This is a genomic window from Stutzerimonas frequens, assembly GCF_024448335.1.
GTDB classification, from domain to species: Bacteria; Pseudomonadota; Gammaproteobacteria; order Pseudomonadales; family Pseudomonadaceae; genus Stutzerimonas; species Stutzerimonas frequens.
Genome location: NZ_JAMOHM010000001.1, coordinates 142950 through 161176 on the forward strand (window position 1 = coordinate 142950; position 18227 = coordinate 161176).

The window sequence follows — 18227 nt, forward strand, 5'->3', positions numbered from 1 at the left end:
GGTGCAGAACGAACTCGACGCCTACTTCGAATACCTGCGCAGCGCGCGGCAGCTGTCCGGCCATTCGCTGGATGCCTATCGTCGCGATCTGGACAAGGTTCTCACCTACTGCGAGCGCGAGCGCATCGCCGGCTGGCGCGACCTGCAGGGCCGCCATCTGCGCCACCTGATCGCCGAACAGCATCGCCAGGGACAGTCCAGCCGCAGCCTGGCACGCCTCTTGTCATCAGTGCGCGGGCTGTATCGCTACCTCAACCAGGAAGGGCTCTGCGAGCACGACCCGGCCACCGGCCTGTCCGCCCCCAAGGGCGAGCGCCGATTGCCGCGCCTGCTGGATACCGATCGCGCCATGCAGCTGCTCGATGGCGGTGTCGAGGACGATTTCATCGCCCGTCGCGATCAGGCGATGCTCGAACTGTTTTATTCCTCCGGTCTGCGCCTGTCCGAACTGGTCGGTCTGAACCTCGATCAGCTCGACCTCGCCGCCGGTCTGGTGCGGGTACTGGGCAAGGGCAACAAGGTGCGCGAACTGCCGGTCGGCAGCAAGGCGCATGAGGCGCTGCAGGCCTGGTTACCGTTGCGAACGCTGGCCGGGCCCGCCGACGGTGCGGTGTTCATCGGCCAGCAAGGGCGTCGCCTCGGCGCCCGTGCCGTGCAGCTGCGGGTGCGCCAGGCCGGTGTGCGCGAACTCGGTCAGCATCTGCACCCGCACATGCTGCGCCACAGTTTCGCCAGCCATCTGCTGGAATCCTCGCAGGACCTGCGCTCGGTGCAGGAGCTGCTCGGCCATGCCGACATCGGCACGACGCAGATCTACACCCACCTGGATTTCCAGCACCTGGCCAAGGTCTACGACCATGCGCATCCGCGCGCCAAGCGCAAGCAGGACACCGACACATGAGCATCCGCCTGATCACCTTCGACCTCGACGACACCTTCTGGGAAACCACGCCAGCCATCCAGAGCGCGGAAACCGCACTGCGCGACTGGCTCGCCGCCTATGCACCGCGGCTCGGCGATTTTCCCATCGAGGCGCTGGGTGCAATACGCCGCATGCTGGTGGAGCAGGAGCCGGCGCTGCGCCACCGCATCAGCGAGCTGCGCCGGCGCATTCTGCAACATGCCCTGCAGGATGCCGGCTACCCTGCCGACGAGGCGAACGGCCTGGCCGAGCAGGCGTTCCAGGTGTTCCTCGATGCTCGTCACGAGGTGCAGATCTTCCCCGACGTGCAACCCACACTGGAGTTCCTGGCCAATCACTACACCCTCGGCGTGATCACCAACGGCAATGCGGATGTGCGCCGCCTGGGCCTGGCGGACTACTTCCAGTTCACCCTGTGCGCTGAGGATCTGGGCGTCGGCAAACCGGATCCGCATCCATTCCAGCAGGCCCTGCGCCTGGGTGATGCGCGCCCGGAACAGGCGGTGCACATCGGCGACCATGCCCTGGACGACATCGCCGGCGCACAGCAGGCTGGGCTACGCGCGGTGTGGTTCAACCCGAAGCGGATCGCCTGGGCGCACGACTACCAGCCCGACGCCGAGATCCAGCGCCTGGCCGACCTGCCCAAGCTGCTGCTCGCCTGGCGCGACAACTGAGCCACCGCCAGCGCGCCGCTGAAACGAAGAAGCCCGCTCAATAGCGGGCTTCTTCGTGATCCGTGCAGCTCAGATAGGACGGCTGCCGTACTTGCTATCCGGCTTCTTCGGCGGGTCGGCGACCACATTGGGTTCGACCTCCTGAACGCGGCCGCCACGTGCCAGGAACTCTTCCATGGCCCGCGCCAGCGCTTCGCGCTCCTTCTGCTTGGCTTCCAGGCTCGGCAGCTCGTCCGGCTCGGCGGACTTGGCCTTGGCCTTCTTGGTCGGCGTGGCCCGCTCGCTGTCGGTGCCCTCCTCGTCGAGGCTGTCGTCGCCGTCATCGGCAGCGTTCAGCTCCTCGCCTTCCTCCTCGTCGCTCACGTCCAGATCGTCTTGTTCTAGTTCTTCGTCGCTCATGTTCTACCTCATGGCTTTGCCAAAGCGGAGTAAGTTATAGCCCAGCGATGCGGAATGACCGACACCGCCAAAAAAAAATTCAACTTGCCGTCCCGTGCAGCGTTGCGACTATCTGCCGCGCGCCACCCTGGTCGCGGTGTTCCCCGAGATAGATGCCCTGCCAGGTCCCCAGCGCCAGGCGCCCCATGCTCACCGGCAGGCTCAGTTGGCAACCGAGCAAGCTGGCCTTGAAGTGCGCCGGCAGATCGTCCGGCCCTTCGTAGTCATGCTCGTAACCCTCTTCGCCCTGGGGCACCAGACAATTGAAGAAGCGTTCGAAGTCGCGCCGTACCGCCGCATCGGCATTCTCGTTGATCGTCAGCGAGGCCGAGGTATGCCGCAGCCACAGGTGTAACAGACCGACCTGGCATCGACGCAGTTCCGGCAGCGCGCCGAGCACCTCGTCGGTGATCAGATGAAAGCCGCGCGGCCGGGCGCGCAGGGTGATCAGGGTCTGTTGCCACATGTTCGAAGGCTCATGTTCAACGACGGGTCGCGCGCATTCTAGCGTGGCGCCGAAAAAAACAAAGGGCGCCAAAAGGCGCCCTTGTCATGACCCTTTGAGTCGTTACTGACGTGTGAACTCCGGATAGGCTTCCAGACCGCATTCGACCACGTCCACGCCCTCATACTCTTCTTCCTCGCTGACGCGCAGGCCCATCACCGCCTTGATGATGCCCCAGACGATCAGGCTGGCGATGAACACCCAGAGGAAGATCGAGACCAGCCCCAGCAACTGGGCACCGAACGAGGCATCGGCATTGGTCAGCGGCACGGCCAGCAGGCCCCACATGCCGACGACACCGTGTACCGAGATGGCACCGACCGGGTCATCGAGCTTGAGCTTGTCCAGCGCGAGAATGCTGAACACCACCAGCACGCCGCCCACGCCACCGATCAGCGTCGCCTGCAGCGCGCTCGGGGTCAGCGGCTCGGCGGTGATCGCCACCAGACCGGCCAGCGCGCCGTTGAGCACCATGGTCAGGTCGGACTTGCCGAACAGCAGGCGCGCAGTGATCAGCGCCGCAATCAGGCCACCGGCCGCGGCGAGGTTGGTGTTGACGAAGACCTGGGCAACCGCGTTGGCGTCCTCGATGGTGCTCATTTTCAGCTGCGAGCCACCGTTGAAGCCGAACCAGCCCATCCACAGGATGAAGGCACCGAGAGTCGCCAGCGGCAGGTTGGCACCGGGAATGGCGTTGATCTGGCCGTTCGGGCCGTACTTGCCCTTGCGTGGACCAAGCAGCAGGACACCGGCCAGCGCCGCGGCCGCACCGGCCATGTGCACGATGCCGGAGCCGGCGAAGTCGAGGAAGCCGGCGGCATCCAGGAAACCACCGCCCCACTTCCAGAAGCCCTGAACCGGATAGATGAAGCCGGTCATCACCACCGCGAAGGCGATGAACGCCCACAGCTTCATGCGCTCGGCCACCGCACCGGAGACCACCGACATGCAGGTCGCGGCGAAGACGATCTGGAAGAAGAAGTCCGCGCGGGCCGAGTAGTAAGGCGCATCCTCACCACCGGCGGCGACCACATCGACCGCATGCTCGTCACCGATCAGGAAGCCCAGGCTCGGCAAGATGCCGCCTTCCGGGCTGGAGTACATGATGTAGTAGCCGACCAGCAGATACATGATCGACGCCAGCGCGTAGAGCACGATGTTCTTGGTGAGGATCTCAGCGGTGTTCTTGGCCCGGACCAGACCGGCTTCGAGCATGGCGAAACCCGCCGCCATCCACATCACCAGCGCTCCGCAGATCACGAAGTAGAAGGTATCGAGTCCGTACTGGACGGGTATCAATGCAGTGCTATCCATGTGTCACCTCTTGCTGTCGCGCTTTGTGCGCTGTTCGGTCCGCTGGCCACCGCATGCTGCATCGATGGCCAGCGCCGCTTTTCGGATTGGCCCCGGGTTGGCTCCGGGGCGCCCTGAATGGCTTACAGGTTGTAGCCGCGCTCGTTGTGCAGGCTGAGGTCGAGGCCGACGGTCTCCTGCTCCTCGTTGACCCGCAGCCCCATCACCAGATCGATCGCCTTGAGGATCAGGTAGGTGACGATGCCGGTGTACACCACGGTGAACAGCACGCCCTTGAACTGAATCCACAGCTGCAGGCCGATGTTCTCCACCTCGCCGAAGCCACCCAGCATGGGCGCGGCGAAGATGCCGGTGAGCAGCGCACCGACGATGCCGCCCACGCCGTGCACACCGAAGGCATCCAGCGAATCGTCGTAGCCGAGCTTGCGTTTCAGGCTGGTGGCGCAGAAGAAGCAGACCACCCCCGAGACCAGACCGATGACCAGCGCGCCCATCGGGCCTACGGTGCCGGCAGCCGGCGTGATGGCGACCAGACCGGCGACCACGCCCGAAGCGATGCCCAGCGCGCTGGATTTGCCGTGGCCGATCCACTCGGCGAACATCCAGCCCAGCGCCGCGGCTGCAGTAGCGATCTGGGTTACCAGCATGGCCATGCCGGCGGTGCCGTTGGCGGCCACGGCGGAGCCGGCGTTGAAGCCGAACCAGCCGATCCACAGCATCGCCGCGCCGACCAGGGTCAGCCCCAGGTTGTGCGGTGCCATCGGCGTGGTCGGGAAGCCCTTGCGCTTGCCCAGCACCAGGCAGGCGACCAGACCAGCGATACCGGCGTTGATGTGCACCACGGTGCCACCGGCGAAATCCAGTACACCCCAGTCCCACATCAGGCCGCCGTCACCGCCCCAGACCATGTGCGCGATCGGCGCATAGACCAGGGTGAACCAGACGCCCATGAACACCAGCATCGCCGAGAACTTCATGCGCTCGGCGAAGGCGCCGACGATGAGCGCCGGGGTGATGATGGCGAAGGTCATCTGGAAAGTGATGAAGACGCTTTCCGGGAACGCGCCGATCAGGCTGTCAGGCGTCAGGCCGCTGAGGAAGGCACGATCCAGACCGCCGACGAAGGAATTGAAGTTGGTGACGCCCGCTTCCATACCGGTGGTATCGAACGCGAGGCTGTAGCCATAGACCATCCAGAGGATGCTCATCAGGCCGGTGATGGCGAAGCACTGCATCATCACCGAGAGGATGTTCTTCGAGCGGACCATGCCGCCGTAGAACAGCGCCAGCCCGGGGATGGTCATGAACAGCACCAGCGCAGTGGCCGTAAGCATCCATGCCGTATCGCCTGAATCCAGCGTCGCCTCCTGCGCCAAGGCGATGCCTGGGCTTATCAGAGACAAAAGGGCTCCTAGCCCTGCGAATCTTCGCAGAGTCATGGTTTTACTCCTGGGGCGTGGGGGTTCGGAGGTGCTGCTTAAATCGCGTCGGTATCGGTTTCGCCGGTACGGATGCGGATAGCCTGTTCCAGGTTGACCACGAAGATCTTGCCGTCACCGATCTTGCCGGTGTTGGCCGCCTTGGTGATGGCCTCGATCACGCGATCGAGCTGATCGTCGGCGATGGCCACGTCAATCTTTACCTTCGGCAGGAAGTCGACGACGTATTCGGCACCGCGATACAGCTCGGTGTGGCCCTTCTGACGACCGAAGCCTTTGACTTCGGTCACGGTGATGCCCTGTACGCCAATTTCCGACAGCGACTCGCGCACGTCGTCCAGCTTGAACGGCTTGATGATGGCAGTGACTAGTTTCATGAAAACTTCTCCCGTTTAGGTGGACTTGCCCCAGAAGTACGAACCCGGCTCAAGTCTAAGCTCAGTGTCTGGCTGTTGTAACGCTCCGGCTTCAGCCGGGCCGCGGACCGACACCACCAATCTCTCCGACGAAGCGTCGCGAATCGCTCATGCACCGCAACGAACCGGTGCGTGCGTCAACGGGAGCAAAGCAGAATCGATGCCAGCTTTGCGCAAGCCGCTTGCTACGCGGGTTCAGCCGCAAACGAAGCGGCCCGACGGACGGTTCCGCCTGATGAACGCACAGAAATGGTGCGCAGCTGCACCAAGCTCTGCTCATTTTTTGTGCGCCACCTGCAAGAAAGGCAGAAAAATCACCGTGCTACACTGCGCCCCGTTCAACGACAGGTGTTTTCAATGTTGCCGCCAAAAGCTTTCCTAGATGCCATCGGCTCCCAGGCCTCGCGCCTGTTCAACGGCGAGACGCCGCTGCCGCGTGGCGAGTTCGAAGCCCAGCTCAAGGGTGTGGTGCAGGGCGCACTGAACAAGCTCGACGTGGTCAGCCGCGACGAATTCGACAGCCAGATGGTGGTGCTCGCCCGCACCCGCGCGCGCCTGGAGGCGCTCGAAGCCAAGGTTGCCGAACTGGAAGAAAAGCTCACGCCGCCCGCGTCTTGACAGACCGGGCCGCGACACGATCAAAGGAGTGATCGGATGTCCCTGGCCATCGTTCATAGCCGCGCGCAGATCGGCGTCGAAGCGCCGGCGGTGACCGTCGAAGCCCATCTGGCCAACGGTCTGCCGGCGCTGACCCTGGTCGGCCTGCCGGAAACCGCGGTCAAGGAAAGCAAGGATCGCGTGCGCAGCGCCATCCTCAGCTCCGGCTTCGATTTTCCCGCCCGACGCATCACCCTCAATCTCGCCCCCGCCGATCTGCCCAAGGACGGTGGCCGCTTCGACCTGTCCATTGCCCTGGGCATTCTTGCCGCCAGCGGCCAGCTGCCCAACGAGCGGCTCGACAAACTGGAGTGCCTCGGCGAGCTGGCTCTGTCCGGCGCCTTGCGCCCGGTGCAGGGCGTGCTGCCGGCCGCCCTCGCTGCACGTGCCGCCGGCCGTGCACTGCTGGTGCCACGGGCCAACGCCGAGGAAGCCAGCCTCGCCTCGGGGCTGACCGTCTATGCCGCCGAACACTTGCTCGAGGTCGCCGCGCACTTCAACGGCGTCACGCCACTCGAGCCCTATGTTGCCCAGGGCCTGCTACGGCAGGTCCAGCCTTACCCTGACCTGGCCGACGTGCAGGGCCAGCAGGCGGCCAAGCGCGGCCTGCTGATCGCCGCAGCCGGTGCGCACAACCTGCTGTTTTCCGGGCCACCCGGTACCGGCAAGACGCTGCTGGCCAGCCGTCTGCCCGGCCTGTTGCCACCGCTGGACGAACAGGAGGCGCTGGAAGTCGCCGCCATCCATTCGGTGGCCAGCCACAGCCCTCTGGAGCATTGGCCGCAACGCCCATTCCGCCAGCCCCATCACAGTGCATCAGGGCCGGCGCTGGTCGGTGGCGGCAGCCGCCCGCAGCCGGGTGAAATCACCCTGGCGCATCAGGGTGTGCTGTTTCTCGACGAACTGCCGGAGTTCGATCGCAAGGTACTCGAGGTCCTGCGCGAGCCGCTGGAATCCGGCCATATCGTCATCGCCCGGGCCCGCGACAAGGTGCGTTTTCCGGCGCGCTTTCAGCTCGTCGCGGCAATGAATCCCTGCCCCTGTGGCTACCTGGGCGACCCAAACGGACGCTGCCGCTGCACGCCGGAGCAGATCCAGCGCTACCGCAACAAGCTCTCCGGGCCGCTGCTCGACCGCATCGACCTGCACCTGACCGTGGCGCGCGAAGCAACCGCCCTCAACGCACCGCCGCAGACCGGCCAGAGCAGCGCGGTGCTGGCCGCACAAGTCGCCGAGGCACGGCAGCGGCAACTCGCCCGTCAGGGCTGCGCCAACGCCTTTCTCGATCTGGCCGGCCTGCGCAGCCATTGCCAGCTCGGTGCCGACGACCAGGCCTGGCTGGAACGCGCCTGCGAACGCCTGGCGCTGTCGTTGCGCGCCGCGCACCGCCTGCTCAAGGTGGCACGCACCCTCGCCGACTTGGAACAGGCCGAGCGAATCAGCCGTCAGCACCTTGCCGAAGCGCTGCAGTACCGCCCCGGCAGTCAAAGCTGAGCCTGCTCTGGCGCGGGCCTTGCGTCGACTCGATCAGCTGCGGACAACCAGCATCCTTTGCGGTCTGTGTTAACTTGGATGGCTTTCGCCACAGGCGGCCACTCCCCAGACACAACCCGAAGGAGCGCAGCATGGAGGCAAAACAGCCCTCGTCCTCTCACCTCAACGCCCCGGTCTTCTACGGCTCGGCGGTCATCATCCTGGCGCTGGTTATCTACAGCGTCGCCTTCCAGAGCCACGCGCAAACGCTATTCGGCGATACCCAGGCCTGGATCATCGCCAACGTCAGCTGGCTCTACATCCTCGCTGTCGCACTCATCCTGCTGATGGTGGTGCTGCTGGCTTTCAGTCGTTACGGCGACATCAAGCTCGGCCCGGATCACAGTGAACCGGACTACAGCGCCCTGACCTGGTTCGCCATGCTGTTCTCGGCCGGGATGGGCATCGGCCTGATGTTCTTCGGTGTGGCCGAACCGGTGATGCATTTCCTTTCGCCGCCGACGGGCGAAGGCGGCACGGTCCTCGCCGCCCGCGATGCCATGAAGATCACCTTCTTTCACTGGGGCCTGCATGCCTGGTCGATCTACGCCATCGTGGCGATGATCCTGGCCTACTTCGCCTACCGCCACGGCCTGCCGCTGACCCTGCGCTCGGCGCTCTACCCGCTGATCGGCGAACGCATCCACGGGCCGATCGGGCACGCCGTGGACATTTTCGCCATCATCGGCACGGTGCTCGGCGTCGCCACCTCGCTCGGCCTGGGCGTCACCCAGATCAACACCGGGCTCAACCACCTGTACGGATTGCCGATATCGGTGCCGGTGCAGATCGGCCTGATCGTCGCCACTACACTGTTGGCGACGATCTCAGTGGTAACCGGCCTGGACAAGGGCGTGCGCCGGCTGTCGGAGCTGAACCTTTCGCTGGCCGCGCTGCTGATGCTGCTGGTGCTGGTCGCCGGGCCGACGGTGTTCATCCTGCAGACCTTCGTGCAGAACACCGGCAGCTACCTGTCGGACATCGTCGACAAGACCTTCAACCTCTACGCCTACGAACCGAACGACTGGATCGGCGGCTGGACGCTGTTCTACTGGGGCTGGTGGCTGGCCTGGTCGCCCTTTGTCGGCCTGTTCATCGCGCGCATCTCGCGCGGCCGGACGATCCGCGAGTTCGTCACCGGCGTGCTGCTGGTGCCTACCGCCTTCACCCTGCTGTGGATGACTGTGTTCGGTGATACAGCCATCCACATGATCCTCTGGGAACACGTGAGCAGTCTCGGCGAGGCCATCGAGCAGGACAGTTCGCTGGCGCTGTTCGCCTTCCTCGAGCACTTCCCTTTCTCGGCCTTCATCTCGCTGATCGCGATCATCATGGTCGTGGTGTTCTTCGTCACCTCGGCCGACTCCGGCGCACTGGTGGTGGACATGCTCGCCTCCGGTGGCAAGCAGGGCACGCCGGTCTGGCAGCGCATCTTCTGGGCCGCCTCCATGGGTGGCGTGGCCATCGCGCTGTTGCTGGCCGACGGTCTGACCGCACTGCAAACGGCGACCATCGCCAGCGCCCTGCCCTTCACCATCGCGCTACTCTGTTCGATGTGGGGTCTGCTCAAGGCGCTGCGCCTGGATGCCACCAAACAGGGGCTGCGCTACCAGGCCCTGAGCACGTCACCCAGTGCACCGCGCAGCGCCGGTGGCTGGCAACGTCGCCTGCGTACGCTGATGCTGTTCCCGCGACGCGCCCATGTGGTGCGCTTCATCACCGAAGTGGTGCGTCCGGCCTACGAAGACATCGCCGAGGAAATGCGCAAGCAGGGCTATGCGGTGGAGATCAGCGAAGGTGACGATCGTCGCTTGCGCTTCGAAATCACCCACGAAGGCGAGCCGGACTTCATCTACGAGGTGCGCCCGCGGGCCTACGCCATGCCGAGTTTCGTCGCCACCAGCGAGGACGACGAGCGCGAGGAGCGCAAGTACTTCCGCGCCGAGGTGCATCTCAAGGAAGGCGGGCAGGATTACGACGTGATGGGCTGGAGCCGTGAAGACGTGATCGGCGACATCCTCGGCCAGTACGAGAAGCACATGCACTTCCTGCACATGGTGCGCTGATGGCGGCGCGTCCCGGCCGTAGTGCCGGGGCGCCTCGACTCAGTGCGCCAGGCCGGCGGTCTGGCGCTCGGCGCTCATGAAGCTCAGCAGTTCGGCCAGCGGCAACGGCTGGCTGACCAGATAGCCCTGAACCTGCTGCGCACCAAACTGGCGCAGCAGCTCCAGCTGCTCGGCGGTTTCCACGCCCTCGGCCACCACCTCCAGCCGCAGGTTGTGCGCCAGCCCGACCATCGCCTCCACCAGCTGCCGCTTTTCCGGGCGGGCGCCCATGCTGGCGACGAAGCTCTTGTCGATCTTGAGCAGCGTGATCGGCAGGTTGGACAGGTGGACGAAGGAGGAAAAGCCGGTGCCGAAGTCATCCAGCGAGAAGCGCACGCCCAGCTGGCCAAGCGCCTGCATGGCGGTCTGCACCTGCTCGCTGCGGCGCATGACGGCGGTTTCGGTAAGCTCGAACTCGAGCCAGTGCGGATCGATGGCGCGCTCGTCGATCAGCCGCGTCAGTGTCGGCAGCAACTGGCTGTCCTGGAACTGCCGGAACGACAGGTTGACCGCCATGTGCAGCGAGTCCGCACCCTGCTCGTGCAGGCTCTGCAGGTCGCGCAGGGCGCGGGCGATGACCCAGTAGCCGAGCGGCACGATCAGGCCGCTTTCCTCGGCCATGGGAATGAAGGCGTCCGGCCCGAGCAGACCGCGTTCGGGATGCAGCCAACGCACCAGCGCCTCGATGCCGACCACGCGGCCCGTGTCCAGACACAGCCGCGGCTGGTAGTGCAGCTCCAGCTCACCACGGCGCAGCGCGCGGCGCAGCTCGCCCTCCTGGTCGGCCAGGCTGCGGGCACTGCGGCTGACGTGCTCGTCGTACAGGCACCAGGTGCAGCCCTGGCTGGCCTTGGCCTGACGCATCGCCAGTTGCGCATGCCAGAGCAGCGCATCGGCCGAGGTGCCGGCGCTGGCTCGCGCCAGCCCGAGGCTGCAGCCGAGCATCAGGCTTTCGCCATCCACCCAGTAGGGCTCGGCCAGCGCCTCGACGATGCGATCGGCGATCGCATCGGCGCGCCCGGCATCGTCACGGGTATCGAGCAGCAAGGCGAACTCGTCGCCGCCCAGCCGCGCCAGCAGATCGCCCACTTCAAGCTGCGCCTTGAGCCGGGCGACCACCTGCAGGATCAGGCGATCTCCGGCCTCGTGACCGAGGGCGTCGTTGACGTGGCGGAAATTGTCCAGGTCCAGGTAGCCGAGCTCCAGGCCATGACCGTCGTGCTCGCTCAGGGCGTCGAGCAGCTGCGCCTGGAAGCCCTGACGATTGGCGATGCCGGTGTGCGGGTCGCGCACCGCAAGCTTCTGCAGGGTGCCCTGCAGGTTGCAGCGCTCGCGCACGTAGCGCAGACAACGGCGCAGCACCTCGGCGCTGAGCTGGTCGGCCACCAGCCAGTCGACCGCACCTTCCGGGGTTTCTTCCGGCTCCTCGTCGAGCAGCAGGATCAGCGGCCAGGGAAAGCGCCCCGGTGCGGGTCGGCATTGCGGCGTCGCCAGGACCAGACAGGGAGATTCGAGCTGCTGGCTGACGGTTTGCCAGTCCGTCGTCACGACCAGCTGTTCGGCGTGGGCCGAACCCTGCAGGCAGGCGCGCAGCCGCGCCGCCCAGTCTGGGCGATGCGCCAACAGCAACAGTGGCATGGGTTGGGCAGGCGCTGGCAAGCGGCCTCCGGACTCTTGAGCTGTTGAAGACACCAAAGGGTCTCCGATCCCACCAGTCCCTGTGCAACCACCAGCATCCTGCAGCGCGACAAGACTAATCGATTCTTGCCATTAGCCAAGCCCCACGCGCGACGACCGGCGTTTTATTGCGTCTGTAACGCGCCTGCATCACCCTTTCGGCCTGTTAAACTCGCGCCCCCGTTTCGAACGACCTGAACAACATGTCCCGACTCAACCCTCGGCAGCAGGAAGCCGTGAACTACGTCGGCGGCCCCCTGCTGGTGCTCGCCGGTGCCGGCTCCGGCAAGACCAGCGTGATCACCCGCAAGATCGCCTATCTGGTGCAGCAATGCGGCATCCAGGCCCGCCACATCGTCGCCATGACCTTCACCAACAAGGCGGCGCGGGAGATGAAGGAGCGCGTCGGCACGCTGCTCAAGGGCAGCGAGGCGCGCGGTCTGACCGTGTCCACCTTCCACAACCTGGGCATGAACATCATCCGCAAGGAATACGCGCGCCTGGGCTACAAGCCCGGTTTCTCGATCTTCGATGACGGCGACATCAAGGCGCTGCTCACCGACATCATGCAGAAGGAGTATTCCGGCGACGACGGTGCCGACGAGATCAAGAACCTGATCGACAGCTGGAAGAACGACCTGATCCTGCCCGACGAGGCCCTGGCCAACGCTCGCGGGCCGAAGGAGCAGACCGCCGCCATCGTCTACCTGCACTATCAGCGCACGCTCAAGGCGTACAACGCCGTGGACTTCAACGACCTGATCCTGCTGCCGGTGAAACTCTTCCAGGAGCACGCCGACATCCTGGAGAAGTGGCAGAACCGCATCCGCTACCTGCTGGTGGACGAATACCAGGACACCAACGCCAGCCAGTACCTGCTGGTGAAGCTGCTGGTGGGCATGCGCAACCAGTTCACCGTGGTCGGCGACGATGACCAGTCGATCTATGCCTGGCGTGGCGCGCGTCCGGAAAACCTGATGCTGCTGAAGGAGGATTACCCCTCGCTGAAGGTGGTGATGCTGGAGCAGAACTACCGCTCCACCAGCCGCATCCTCAAATGCGCCAACATCCTCATCGCCAACAACCCGCATGTGTTCGAGAAGCAACTGTGGTCGGAGATGGGCCACGGCGACGAGATCCGCGTGATCCGCACGCGCAACGAGGACGCCGAGTGCGAGCGGGTGGCGCTTGAGATCCTCACCGAGCACCTGCGTACCCAGCGCCCCTACAGCGACTTCGCCATCCTCTACCGCGGCAACTACCAGGCCAAGCTGATGGAGCTGAAGCTGCAGCACCACCAGATTCCCTATCGCCTGTCCGGCGGCACCAGCTTCTTCGCCCGCCAGGAGGTGAAGGACCTGATGAGCTACTTCCGCCTCTTGGTCAACCCGGACGACGACAACGCCTTCCTGCGGGTGATCAACGTGCCGCGCCGGGAAATCGGTTCGACGACCCTGGAAAAGCTCGGCAACTACGCCAGCGAGCGCGGCATCTCGATGTACGCCGCATCCGACGAGATCGGCCTCGGCGCGCATCTCGACAGCCGTTACGCCGAGCGCCTGGCGCGCTTCAAGCACTGGATGGACAACGTCCGCCAGCAGTGCGTAGTCAACGACCCGATCGCCGCCATCCGCAGCATGGTGATGGACATCGACTACGAGAACTGGCTCAGGCAGAACGCCTCCAGCGACAAGGTGGCCGACGCGCGCATGGGCAACGTCTGGTTCCTCGTCGACGCGCTGAAGAGCACGCTGGAGAAAGACGAAGACGGCGACATGACCATCGAGGACGCCATCGGCAAGCTGGTGCTGCGCGACATGCTCGAGCGCCAGCAGGAAGAGGAAGAAGGCGCCGAAGGCGTGCAGATGATGACCATGCACGCCTCCAAGGGCCTGGAATTTCCCTCGGTGTACATCATCGGCTTCGAGGAGGAGATCCTGCCGCACCGCTCCAGCATCGAGGCCGACACCATCGAGGAAGAGCGGCGCCTGGCCTATGTCGGCATCACCCGTGCCAAGCGCAACCTGGCGCTGACCTTTGCCGCCAAGCGCAAGCAGTACGGTGAGGTGATCGACTGCACGCCGAGCCGCTTCCTCGACGAACTGCCGCCCGAGGATCTGGTCTGGGAAGGCGGGGAAGAGGCGCCGGTCGAGGTGAAAGCGGCGCGCGGCAACGACGCGCTGGCGGCGATGCGGGCGATGCTCAAGCGCTGACGGCAGGGCTCGCTTTTTCTCGCGGTCGATTTGAATCCTGTAACCCGGCCGCGGCATGCTGGTGGCGTCGCGGTTTCAGGAGGATTGGGATGTATCACGGCGAACGCTTCAATGCCTGGACGCACCTGGTCGGTGCGCTGCTGGCTTGCCTCGGCGCGATCTGGCTGCTGGTGCTCGCCGCGCTCGACGGCTCGCCGCTGAAGATCGTCAGCGTGGCGATCTACGGTCTGAGCCTGATCCTGCTCTACAGCATCTCGACGCTCTATCACAGCCTGCGCGGGCGGGCGAAGGTGGTCATGCGCAAGCTCGACCACCTGTCGATCTACCTCTTGATCGCCGGCAGCTACACGCCGTTCTGTCTGGTCACCCTCGCTGGCGCCTGGGGCTGGACGCTGTTCGGCATCGTCTGGGGTCTCGCCGTGATCGGCATGCTGCAGGAGATCAAGCCGCGCTCCGAGGCTCGCGTGCTGTCACTGGTGATCTACGCGGTGATGGGCTGGATCGTGCTGGTGGCGGTCAAGCCGCTGTTCGCCGCCCTGGGCGGCGCCGGTTTCAGCTGGTTGCTGGCCGGCGGCATCTGCTACACGGTGGGCATCGTCTTCTTCGTTTTCGACGACCGCTTCCGGCACTGGCACGGCATCTGGCACATCTTCGTGATGGTCGGCAGCCTGCTGCACTTCATCGCCATTCTGTTCTACGTGCTCTGATCGGCCTCCAGCGCCGCCGCGCTGCCGAGCACCGCCTCCAGTTCGCGTGCAGCGGCACGCATCCGTGGCACGAATGCCAGCAGCTGCGCCATCGAACAGCGGATCACCGGCGCGTGGCTGAACAGGCAGGCCAGCAGTTCGCCGTCGGATGCTCGTACCGGCACCGCACAGGCGACCATGCCGTCGATGAATTCCTCGCAGTCGGTTCCCAGCTGTTCCTCGCGCACGCGGGCCAGGTCGTCGCGCAGCGCGCTGAGATCGGTGAGGGTGTTGCGCGCCATCCGCTGCAGCGGCAGACGCGGCAGCACCCGTTCCAGTTGCTCTGGCGGCAGCGAGGCCAGATAGAGCTTGCCGCTGGCGGTGCACCAGAGCGGCGTGTGGCTGCCGATCGGCAGGTTGATCTGCAGCGGCCAGTTGGTCTGCACCCGATCGAAATAGAGCATGTCCAGCCCGTCCGGGATCGCCAGCCCGCAGGTCTCGCCGATGGCTTCGGAGAGCTGGCGCAGGATCGCCTGGCGCAGCGCCTTGTGCCGGCTGCTGCGCAGGATGTTCAGCGCCGCGACATGCAGGCGCTCGCCCGGCAGCAGCCCGCCGCGCAGGCCGAATTGCAGGAAGCCTTCCTTCTCCAGGGTCTGCACCAGCCGGTGCGCGCTGGCCTTGGGGATGTCCAGGCGCTCGGCCAGCGCGGTCGGGCTGAGCGGCTCCTTCGCCGCCGCCACCGCCTCGATGATTTCCAGCACACGGGTGATGGAGGAGCCTTTCTCGCGGGGAGTGCTGCGCATCGTCTGCCTTGTCGTTCGATAGAGATGGACGCCCCGCAGGGCGTCCGGGAGTGTAGCGACCGGCACCGCCAGTGCTACGGGACCGCGCGGGTTACTTCATGGTCGGCATGGCGAACTCGGCGCCGGCACGGATACCGGTGGGCCAGCGACGAGTCACGGTCTTCATCCGGGTGAAGAAACGCACCCCATCCGGGCCGTGCATGTTCAGCGGGCCGAACACCGAGCGCTTCCAGCCGCCGAAGCAATGGAAGGCCATCGGCACCGGAATCGGCACGTTGACGCCAACCATGCCGACCTTGACGTTCTCCTCGAACTGCCGCGCGGTGTCGCCGTCACGGGTGAAGATCGAGGTGCCGTTGCCGAACTCGTGGTCGTTGATCAGTTGCAGCGCCTCGTCGAACGACGCAACCCGCACCACGGCCAGCACCGGGCCGAAGATCTCCTCGCGGTAGATGCGCATGCTCGGCGTGACCCGGTCGAACAGCGTCGGGCCGACATAGAAGCCTTTCTCGTAGCCCTCGACCTTGATGCCGCGGCCGTCGCAGACCAGCGTTGCACCTTCCTCCACGCCCAGATCGATGTAGCCGCTGACCTTCTGCTGGTGCTCGCGGGTCACCAGCGGGCCCATGTGCGGCTCGGGCTCGACGCCCAGGCCCGGGCCGGTGCGCATCTGGCTGATTTCGCCTTTGAGCATTTCGACCAGCTTGTCAGCCACCTCGTCGCCGACACACACCGCGACGGAAATCGCCATGCAGCGCTCGCCGGCCGAGCCGTAGGCCGCGCCCATCAGCGAGCTGACGACCTGCTGCGGATCGGCGTCGGGCATCACCACCATGTGGTTCTTCGCCCCGCCCAGCGCCTGGCAGCGCTTGCCGTGGGCCGAGGCGGTGGCATAGATGTATTCGGCGATGGGCGTCGAGCCGACGAAGCTGACCGATTGCACCCGCTCATCGGTGAGCAGCACGTCCACCGCTTCCTTGTCGCCGTTGACGATGTTCAACACACCGGCCGGCAACCCGGCCTCGGCCAGCAGTTCGCCGATCAGCATCGTCGCGCTGGGGTCCTTCTCCGAGGGCTTCAAGACGAAGGTGTTACCGCAGGCGATGGCCACCGGCAGCATCCACAGCGGCACCATGGCCGGGAAGTTGAACGGGGTGATCCCGGCGCAGACACCGAGCGGCTGCATCAGCGAGTTCGAATCGATGTCGCGGCCGACGTTGGAAGAAAACTCGCCCTTGAGCAGATGCGGGATGCCGCAGGCGAACTCCACCACTTCCAGCCCGCGGGTCACTTCGCCCTGGGCGTCGGAAAACACCTTGCCGTGCTCGCTGGTGATCAAGCGGGCGACGTCGTCGCGGCGGCGCTCGAGCAGTTCCTTGAAGCGGAACATGACCCGCGCGCGCACCAGCGGCGGCGTCTTCGACCAGCCATCGAAGGCGGCCTGGGCAGCGGCAATGGCTTCGCGGGTTTCGTCCGCCGAGGACAGTGAGACATACAGGCGCGGCTCGCCGGTGGCCGGGTTGTAGACGGTGGCATGGCGCTCGGAGCGGCCGGCGACGGCCTCGTTGTTGATCAGGTTGCCGAGGGTCTGCATGGCTTCACTCCTGGTTCCAGACGGTTTCGTAGAGGTCGATGATTTCCGCTTCCGTGGGCACGCGCGGGTTGTTGCCCGGCGAGCCGGAGGCCAGCGCCTGACGCGCCATGGTCGCGCGCAGCTCGAAGAAGCGTTCGCGGGCGATGCCGAATTGTTCCGGGCTCGGCACTTTCAGCTCCTGATTGATCGCCCGCAGCTCGGCGAGCAGCTTGTCGTTCGCCACCTCGACGCCGTCAGTCTGTGCGGCGACGCCCATGGCCCGCGCACAGTCGGCGTAGCGCTCGGGCGCCGCGGGAATCGAGAAGGCGGTGATCGCCGGCAGGAGCATGGCGTTGGACAGCCCGTGCGGCACATGAAAGAAGGCACCGATCGGCCGGCTCATGCCGTGCACCAGCGCCACCGAGGCGTTGGAGAAGGCGATTCCGGCCAGTGTCGCGCCGAGCATCATCGCTTCACGCGCGGCGCGGTCGTCCGGCTGGTGGAACGCTGTGCGCAGGTTCGGCGCCAGCAGGCGCATGGCTTCCAGCGCCTGAGAGTCGCTGTAGAGGCTGGCCTTGCGGCTGACATAGGCCTCGATGGCGTGGGTCAGCGCGTCGATGCCGGTGTCGGCGGTGACCCGCGGCGGCAGCGAGAGGGTCAGCTCGTAGTCGATCAGCGCGGCGATGGGCATGAAGCCGAGGCCCGCGCAGAGCATTTTCTCGTCGCTGGTCTCGTCGGTGATGATGGTGAAACGCGTCGCCTCCGAGCCGGTGCCGGCGGTGGTGGGGATGGCGATCAGCGGCAGACCGGCTTCGCTGACATCGCGCGGGAAGCGGTAGTCGCGCATCTCGCCGCCGAACTTGCCGAGGATGCCGATGGCCTTGGCCGAGTCGATCGGGCTGCCGCCGCCGAGGGCGACGATAGAATCGAAATCGCCCTGGCGGACCATTTCGACGCCGGCGCGAATGGAGGCAGCGGTCGGTTCGGGCAGGGTATCGGCGAAGCACTGGCTGGCGATGCCGGCCTCTTCCAGCTGACCGGCGATGCGCGCGACATAGCCGAGTTCGACCATCATGCGGTCGGTGACGATCAGCGGGCGATCGCAGCCCAGCTCCTGCAGCACGCGGGCGAGTTGCCCGCTGGCGCCAGCGCCGACTTCCATCAGGCGCGGCAGAACGATGCGGTGGCTCATGAGCATTCTCCGAGGTGGGCCGCCTGAGGCATGGCGACTTCTTATTCTGAGACTTTATGTCTCACTTTCGAGCCTGG

The 18227-nt window shown here is 65.5% G+C and carries 16 protein-coding genes; 7 read left to right on the forward strand and 9 right to left on the reverse strand.

Going from position 1 to position 18227, the window contains the following annotated elements:
* The first annotated feature begins 1 nt into the window (after nucleotide 1).
* Entirely contained in the window at nucleotides 2–901 is a 900-nt protein-coding gene (gene xerC, locus NAO55_RS00660; RefSeq protein ID WP_102839555.1) for a tyrosine recombinase XerC, read from the forward strand.
* The gene (locus NAO55_RS00665; RefSeq protein ID WP_063539580.1) at nucleotides 898–1599 is read left to right on the forward strand and encodes an HAD family hydrolase; all 702 of its coding nucleotides are present in this window, start codon (nucleotides 898–900) and stop codon (nucleotides 1597–1599) included. Before xerC ends, NAO55_RS00665 begins: the two co-directional genes overlap by 4 nt.
* Before the next feature lie 69 nt (nucleotides 1600–1668).
* On the opposite strand, the gene sutA is transcribed toward NAO55_RS00665, so the two are convergent.
* The 5 genes from sutA to glnK all read right to left on the reverse strand — a co-directional run bounded on the left by sutA (nucleotide 1669) and on the right by glnK (nucleotide 5672).
* Nucleotides 1669–1998 carry a dormancy-specific transcriptional regulator SutA gene (gene sutA, locus NAO55_RS00670; RefSeq protein WP_102839554.1) on the reverse strand — a complete coding sequence of 110 codons (330 nt, stop codon included), beginning with the start codon at nucleotides 1996–1998 and terminating at the stop codon, nucleotides 1669–1671.
* Between the two features lie 79 nt (nucleotides 1999–2077).
* On the reverse strand, nucleotides 2078–2503 hold the full coding sequence (locus tag NAO55_RS00675) for a secondary thiamine-phosphate synthase enzyme YjbQ (RefSeq protein WP_102839553.1): 426 nt from the start codon (nucleotides 2501–2503) through the stop codon (nucleotides 2078–2080).
* A 102-nt stretch (nucleotides 2504–2605) separates the two neighbouring features.
* Nucleotides 2606–3856 carry an ammonium transporter gene (locus NAO55_RS00680; RefSeq protein WP_102839552.1) on the reverse strand — a complete coding sequence of 417 codons (1251 nt, stop codon included), beginning with the start codon at nucleotides 3854–3856 and terminating at the stop codon, nucleotides 2606–2608.
* A 122-nt stretch (nucleotides 3857–3978) separates the two neighbouring features.
* Nucleotides 3979–5295: an ammonium transporter gene (locus NAO55_RS00685; RefSeq protein ID WP_102839551.1), complete on the reverse strand. Its 1317-nt coding sequence runs from the start codon at nucleotides 5293–5295 to the stop codon at nucleotides 3979–3981.
* A gap of 38 nt (nucleotides 5296–5333) precedes the next feature.
* Complete coding sequence (gene glnK / locus NAO55_RS00690; protein ID WP_003096476.1) at nucleotides 5334–5672, reverse strand: P-II family nitrogen regulator; 339 nt, start codon at nucleotides 5670–5672, stop codon at nucleotides 5334–5336.
* Nucleotides 5673–6068: 396 nt separating this feature from the next.
* Between glnK and NAO55_RS00695 the strand changes: the two genes are divergently transcribed.
* The 3 genes from NAO55_RS00695 to NAO55_RS00705 all read left to right on the forward strand — a co-directional run bounded on the left by NAO55_RS00695 (nucleotide 6069) and on the right by NAO55_RS00705 (nucleotide 9967).
* On the forward strand, nucleotides 6069–6329 hold the full coding sequence (locus NAO55_RS00695) for an accessory factor UbiK family protein (RefSeq protein ID WP_013981620.1): 261 nt from the start codon (nucleotides 6069–6071) through the stop codon (nucleotides 6327–6329).
* Between the two features lie 36 nt (nucleotides 6330–6365).
* Nucleotides 6366–7862, forward strand: coding sequence for a YifB family Mg chelatase-like AAA ATPase (locus tag NAO55_RS00700; protein WP_102839550.1), 1497 nt, complete (start codon nucleotides 6366–6368; stop codon nucleotides 7860–7862).
* 131 nt (nucleotides 7863–7993) lie between these two features.
* A complete protein-coding gene (locus tag NAO55_RS00705) occupies nucleotides 7994–9967 on the forward strand; it encodes a BCCT family transporter (RefSeq protein ID WP_102839549.1) in 1974 nt (657 codons plus the stop codon).
* A 39-nt stretch (nucleotides 9968–10006) separates the two neighbouring features.
* Here NAO55_RS00705 and NAO55_RS00710 read toward each other — a convergent pair whose 3' ends face one another.
* Nucleotides 10007–11644: a putative bifunctional diguanylate cyclase/phosphodiesterase gene (locus NAO55_RS00710; RefSeq protein WP_102839548.1), complete on the reverse strand. Its 1638-nt coding sequence runs from the start codon at nucleotides 11642–11644 to the stop codon at nucleotides 10007–10009.
* A gap of 242 nt (nucleotides 11645–11886) precedes the next feature.
* Here NAO55_RS00710 and rep point away from each other — a divergent pair, with 242 nt between their 5' ends.
* Entirely contained in the window at nucleotides 11887–13896 is a 2010-nt protein-coding gene (gene rep, locus NAO55_RS00715) for a DNA helicase Rep (protein WP_102839547.1), read from the forward strand.
* 89 nt (nucleotides 13897–13985) lie between these two features.
* A complete protein-coding gene (gene trhA / locus NAO55_RS00720) occupies nucleotides 13986–14603 on the forward strand; it encodes a PAQR family membrane homeostasis protein TrhA (protein ID WP_102839546.1) in 618 nt (205 codons plus the stop codon).
* Here trhA and NAO55_RS00725 read toward each other — a convergent pair.
* The 3 genes from NAO55_RS00725 to NAO55_RS00735 all read right to left on the reverse strand — a co-directional run bounded on the left by NAO55_RS00725 (nucleotide 14591) and on the right by NAO55_RS00735 (nucleotide 18150).
* The gene (locus NAO55_RS00725) at nucleotides 14591–15385 is read right to left on the reverse strand and encodes an IclR family transcriptional regulator (RefSeq protein WP_013981614.1); all 795 of its coding nucleotides are present in this window, start codon (nucleotides 15383–15385) and stop codon (nucleotides 14591–14593) included. The genes trhA and NAO55_RS00725 overlap by 13 nt on opposite strands.
* Before the next feature lie 91 nt (nucleotides 15386–15476).
* Entirely contained in the window at nucleotides 15477–16979 is a 1503-nt protein-coding gene (locus NAO55_RS00730) for a CoA-acylating methylmalonate-semialdehyde dehydrogenase (RefSeq protein ID WP_102839545.1), read from the reverse strand.
* A gap of 4 nt (nucleotides 16980–16983) precedes the next feature.
* Nucleotides 16984–18150, reverse strand: coding sequence for an iron-containing alcohol dehydrogenase (locus tag NAO55_RS00735; protein WP_102839544.1), 1167 nt, complete (start codon nucleotides 18148–18150; stop codon nucleotides 16984–16986).
* Between the last annotated feature and the right edge of the window lie 77 nt (nucleotides 18151–18227).

Coding starts and splice junctions, on each gene's coding strand:
- NAO55_RS00665 (WP_063539580.1), top strand. CDS start 898: ATGAGCATCCGCCTGATCACCTTCGACCTCGACGACACCTTCTGGGAA.
- sutA (WP_102839554.1), bottom strand. CDS start 1,998: ATGAGCGACGAAGAACTAGAACAAGACGATCTGGACGTGAGCGACGAG.
- NAO55_RS00675 (WP_102839553.1), bottom strand. CDS start 2,503: ATGTGGCAACAGACCCTGATCACCCTGCGCGCCCGGCCGCGCGGCTTT.
- NAO55_RS00680 (WP_102839552.1), bottom strand. CDS start 3,856: ATGGATAGCACTGCATTGATACCCGTCCAGTACGGACTCGATACCTTC.
- NAO55_RS00685 (WP_102839551.1), bottom strand. CDS start 5,295: ATGACTCTGCGAAGATTCGCAGGGCTAGGAGCCCTTTTGTCTCTGATA.
- glnK (WP_003096476.1), bottom strand. CDS start 5,672: ATGAAACTAGTCACTGCCATCATCAAGCCGTTCAAGCTGGACGACGTG.
- NAO55_RS00695 (WP_013981620.1), top strand. CDS start 6,069: ATGTTGCCGCCAAAAGCTTTCCTAGATGCCATCGGCTCCCAGGCCTCG.
- NAO55_RS00700 (WP_102839550.1), top strand. CDS start 6,366: ATGTCCCTGGCCATCGTTCATAGCCGCGCGCAGATCGGCGTCGAAGCG.
- NAO55_RS00705 (WP_102839549.1), top strand. CDS start 7,994: ATGGAGGCAAAACAGCCCTCGTCCTCTCACCTCAACGCCCCGGTCTTC.
- NAO55_RS00710 (WP_102839548.1), bottom strand. CDS start 11,644: ATGCCACTGTTGCTGTTGGCGCATCGCCCAGACTGGGCGGCGCGGCTG.
- rep (WP_102839547.1), top strand. CDS start 11,887: ATGTCCCGACTCAACCCTCGGCAGCAGGAAGCCGTGAACTACGTCGGC.
- trhA (WP_102839546.1), top strand. CDS start 13,986: ATGTATCACGGCGAACGCTTCAATGCCTGGACGCACCTGGTCGGTGCG.
- NAO55_RS00725 (WP_013981614.1), bottom strand. CDS start 15,385: ATGCGCAGCACTCCCCGCGAGAAAGGCTCCTCCATCACCCGTGTGCTG.
- NAO55_RS00730 (WP_102839545.1), bottom strand. CDS start 16,979: ATGCAGACCCTCGGCAACCTGATCAACAACGAGGCCGTCGCCGGCCGC.
- NAO55_RS00735 (WP_102839544.1), bottom strand. CDS start 18,150: ATGAGCCACCGCATCGTTCTGCCGCGCCTGATGGAAGTCGGCGCTGGC.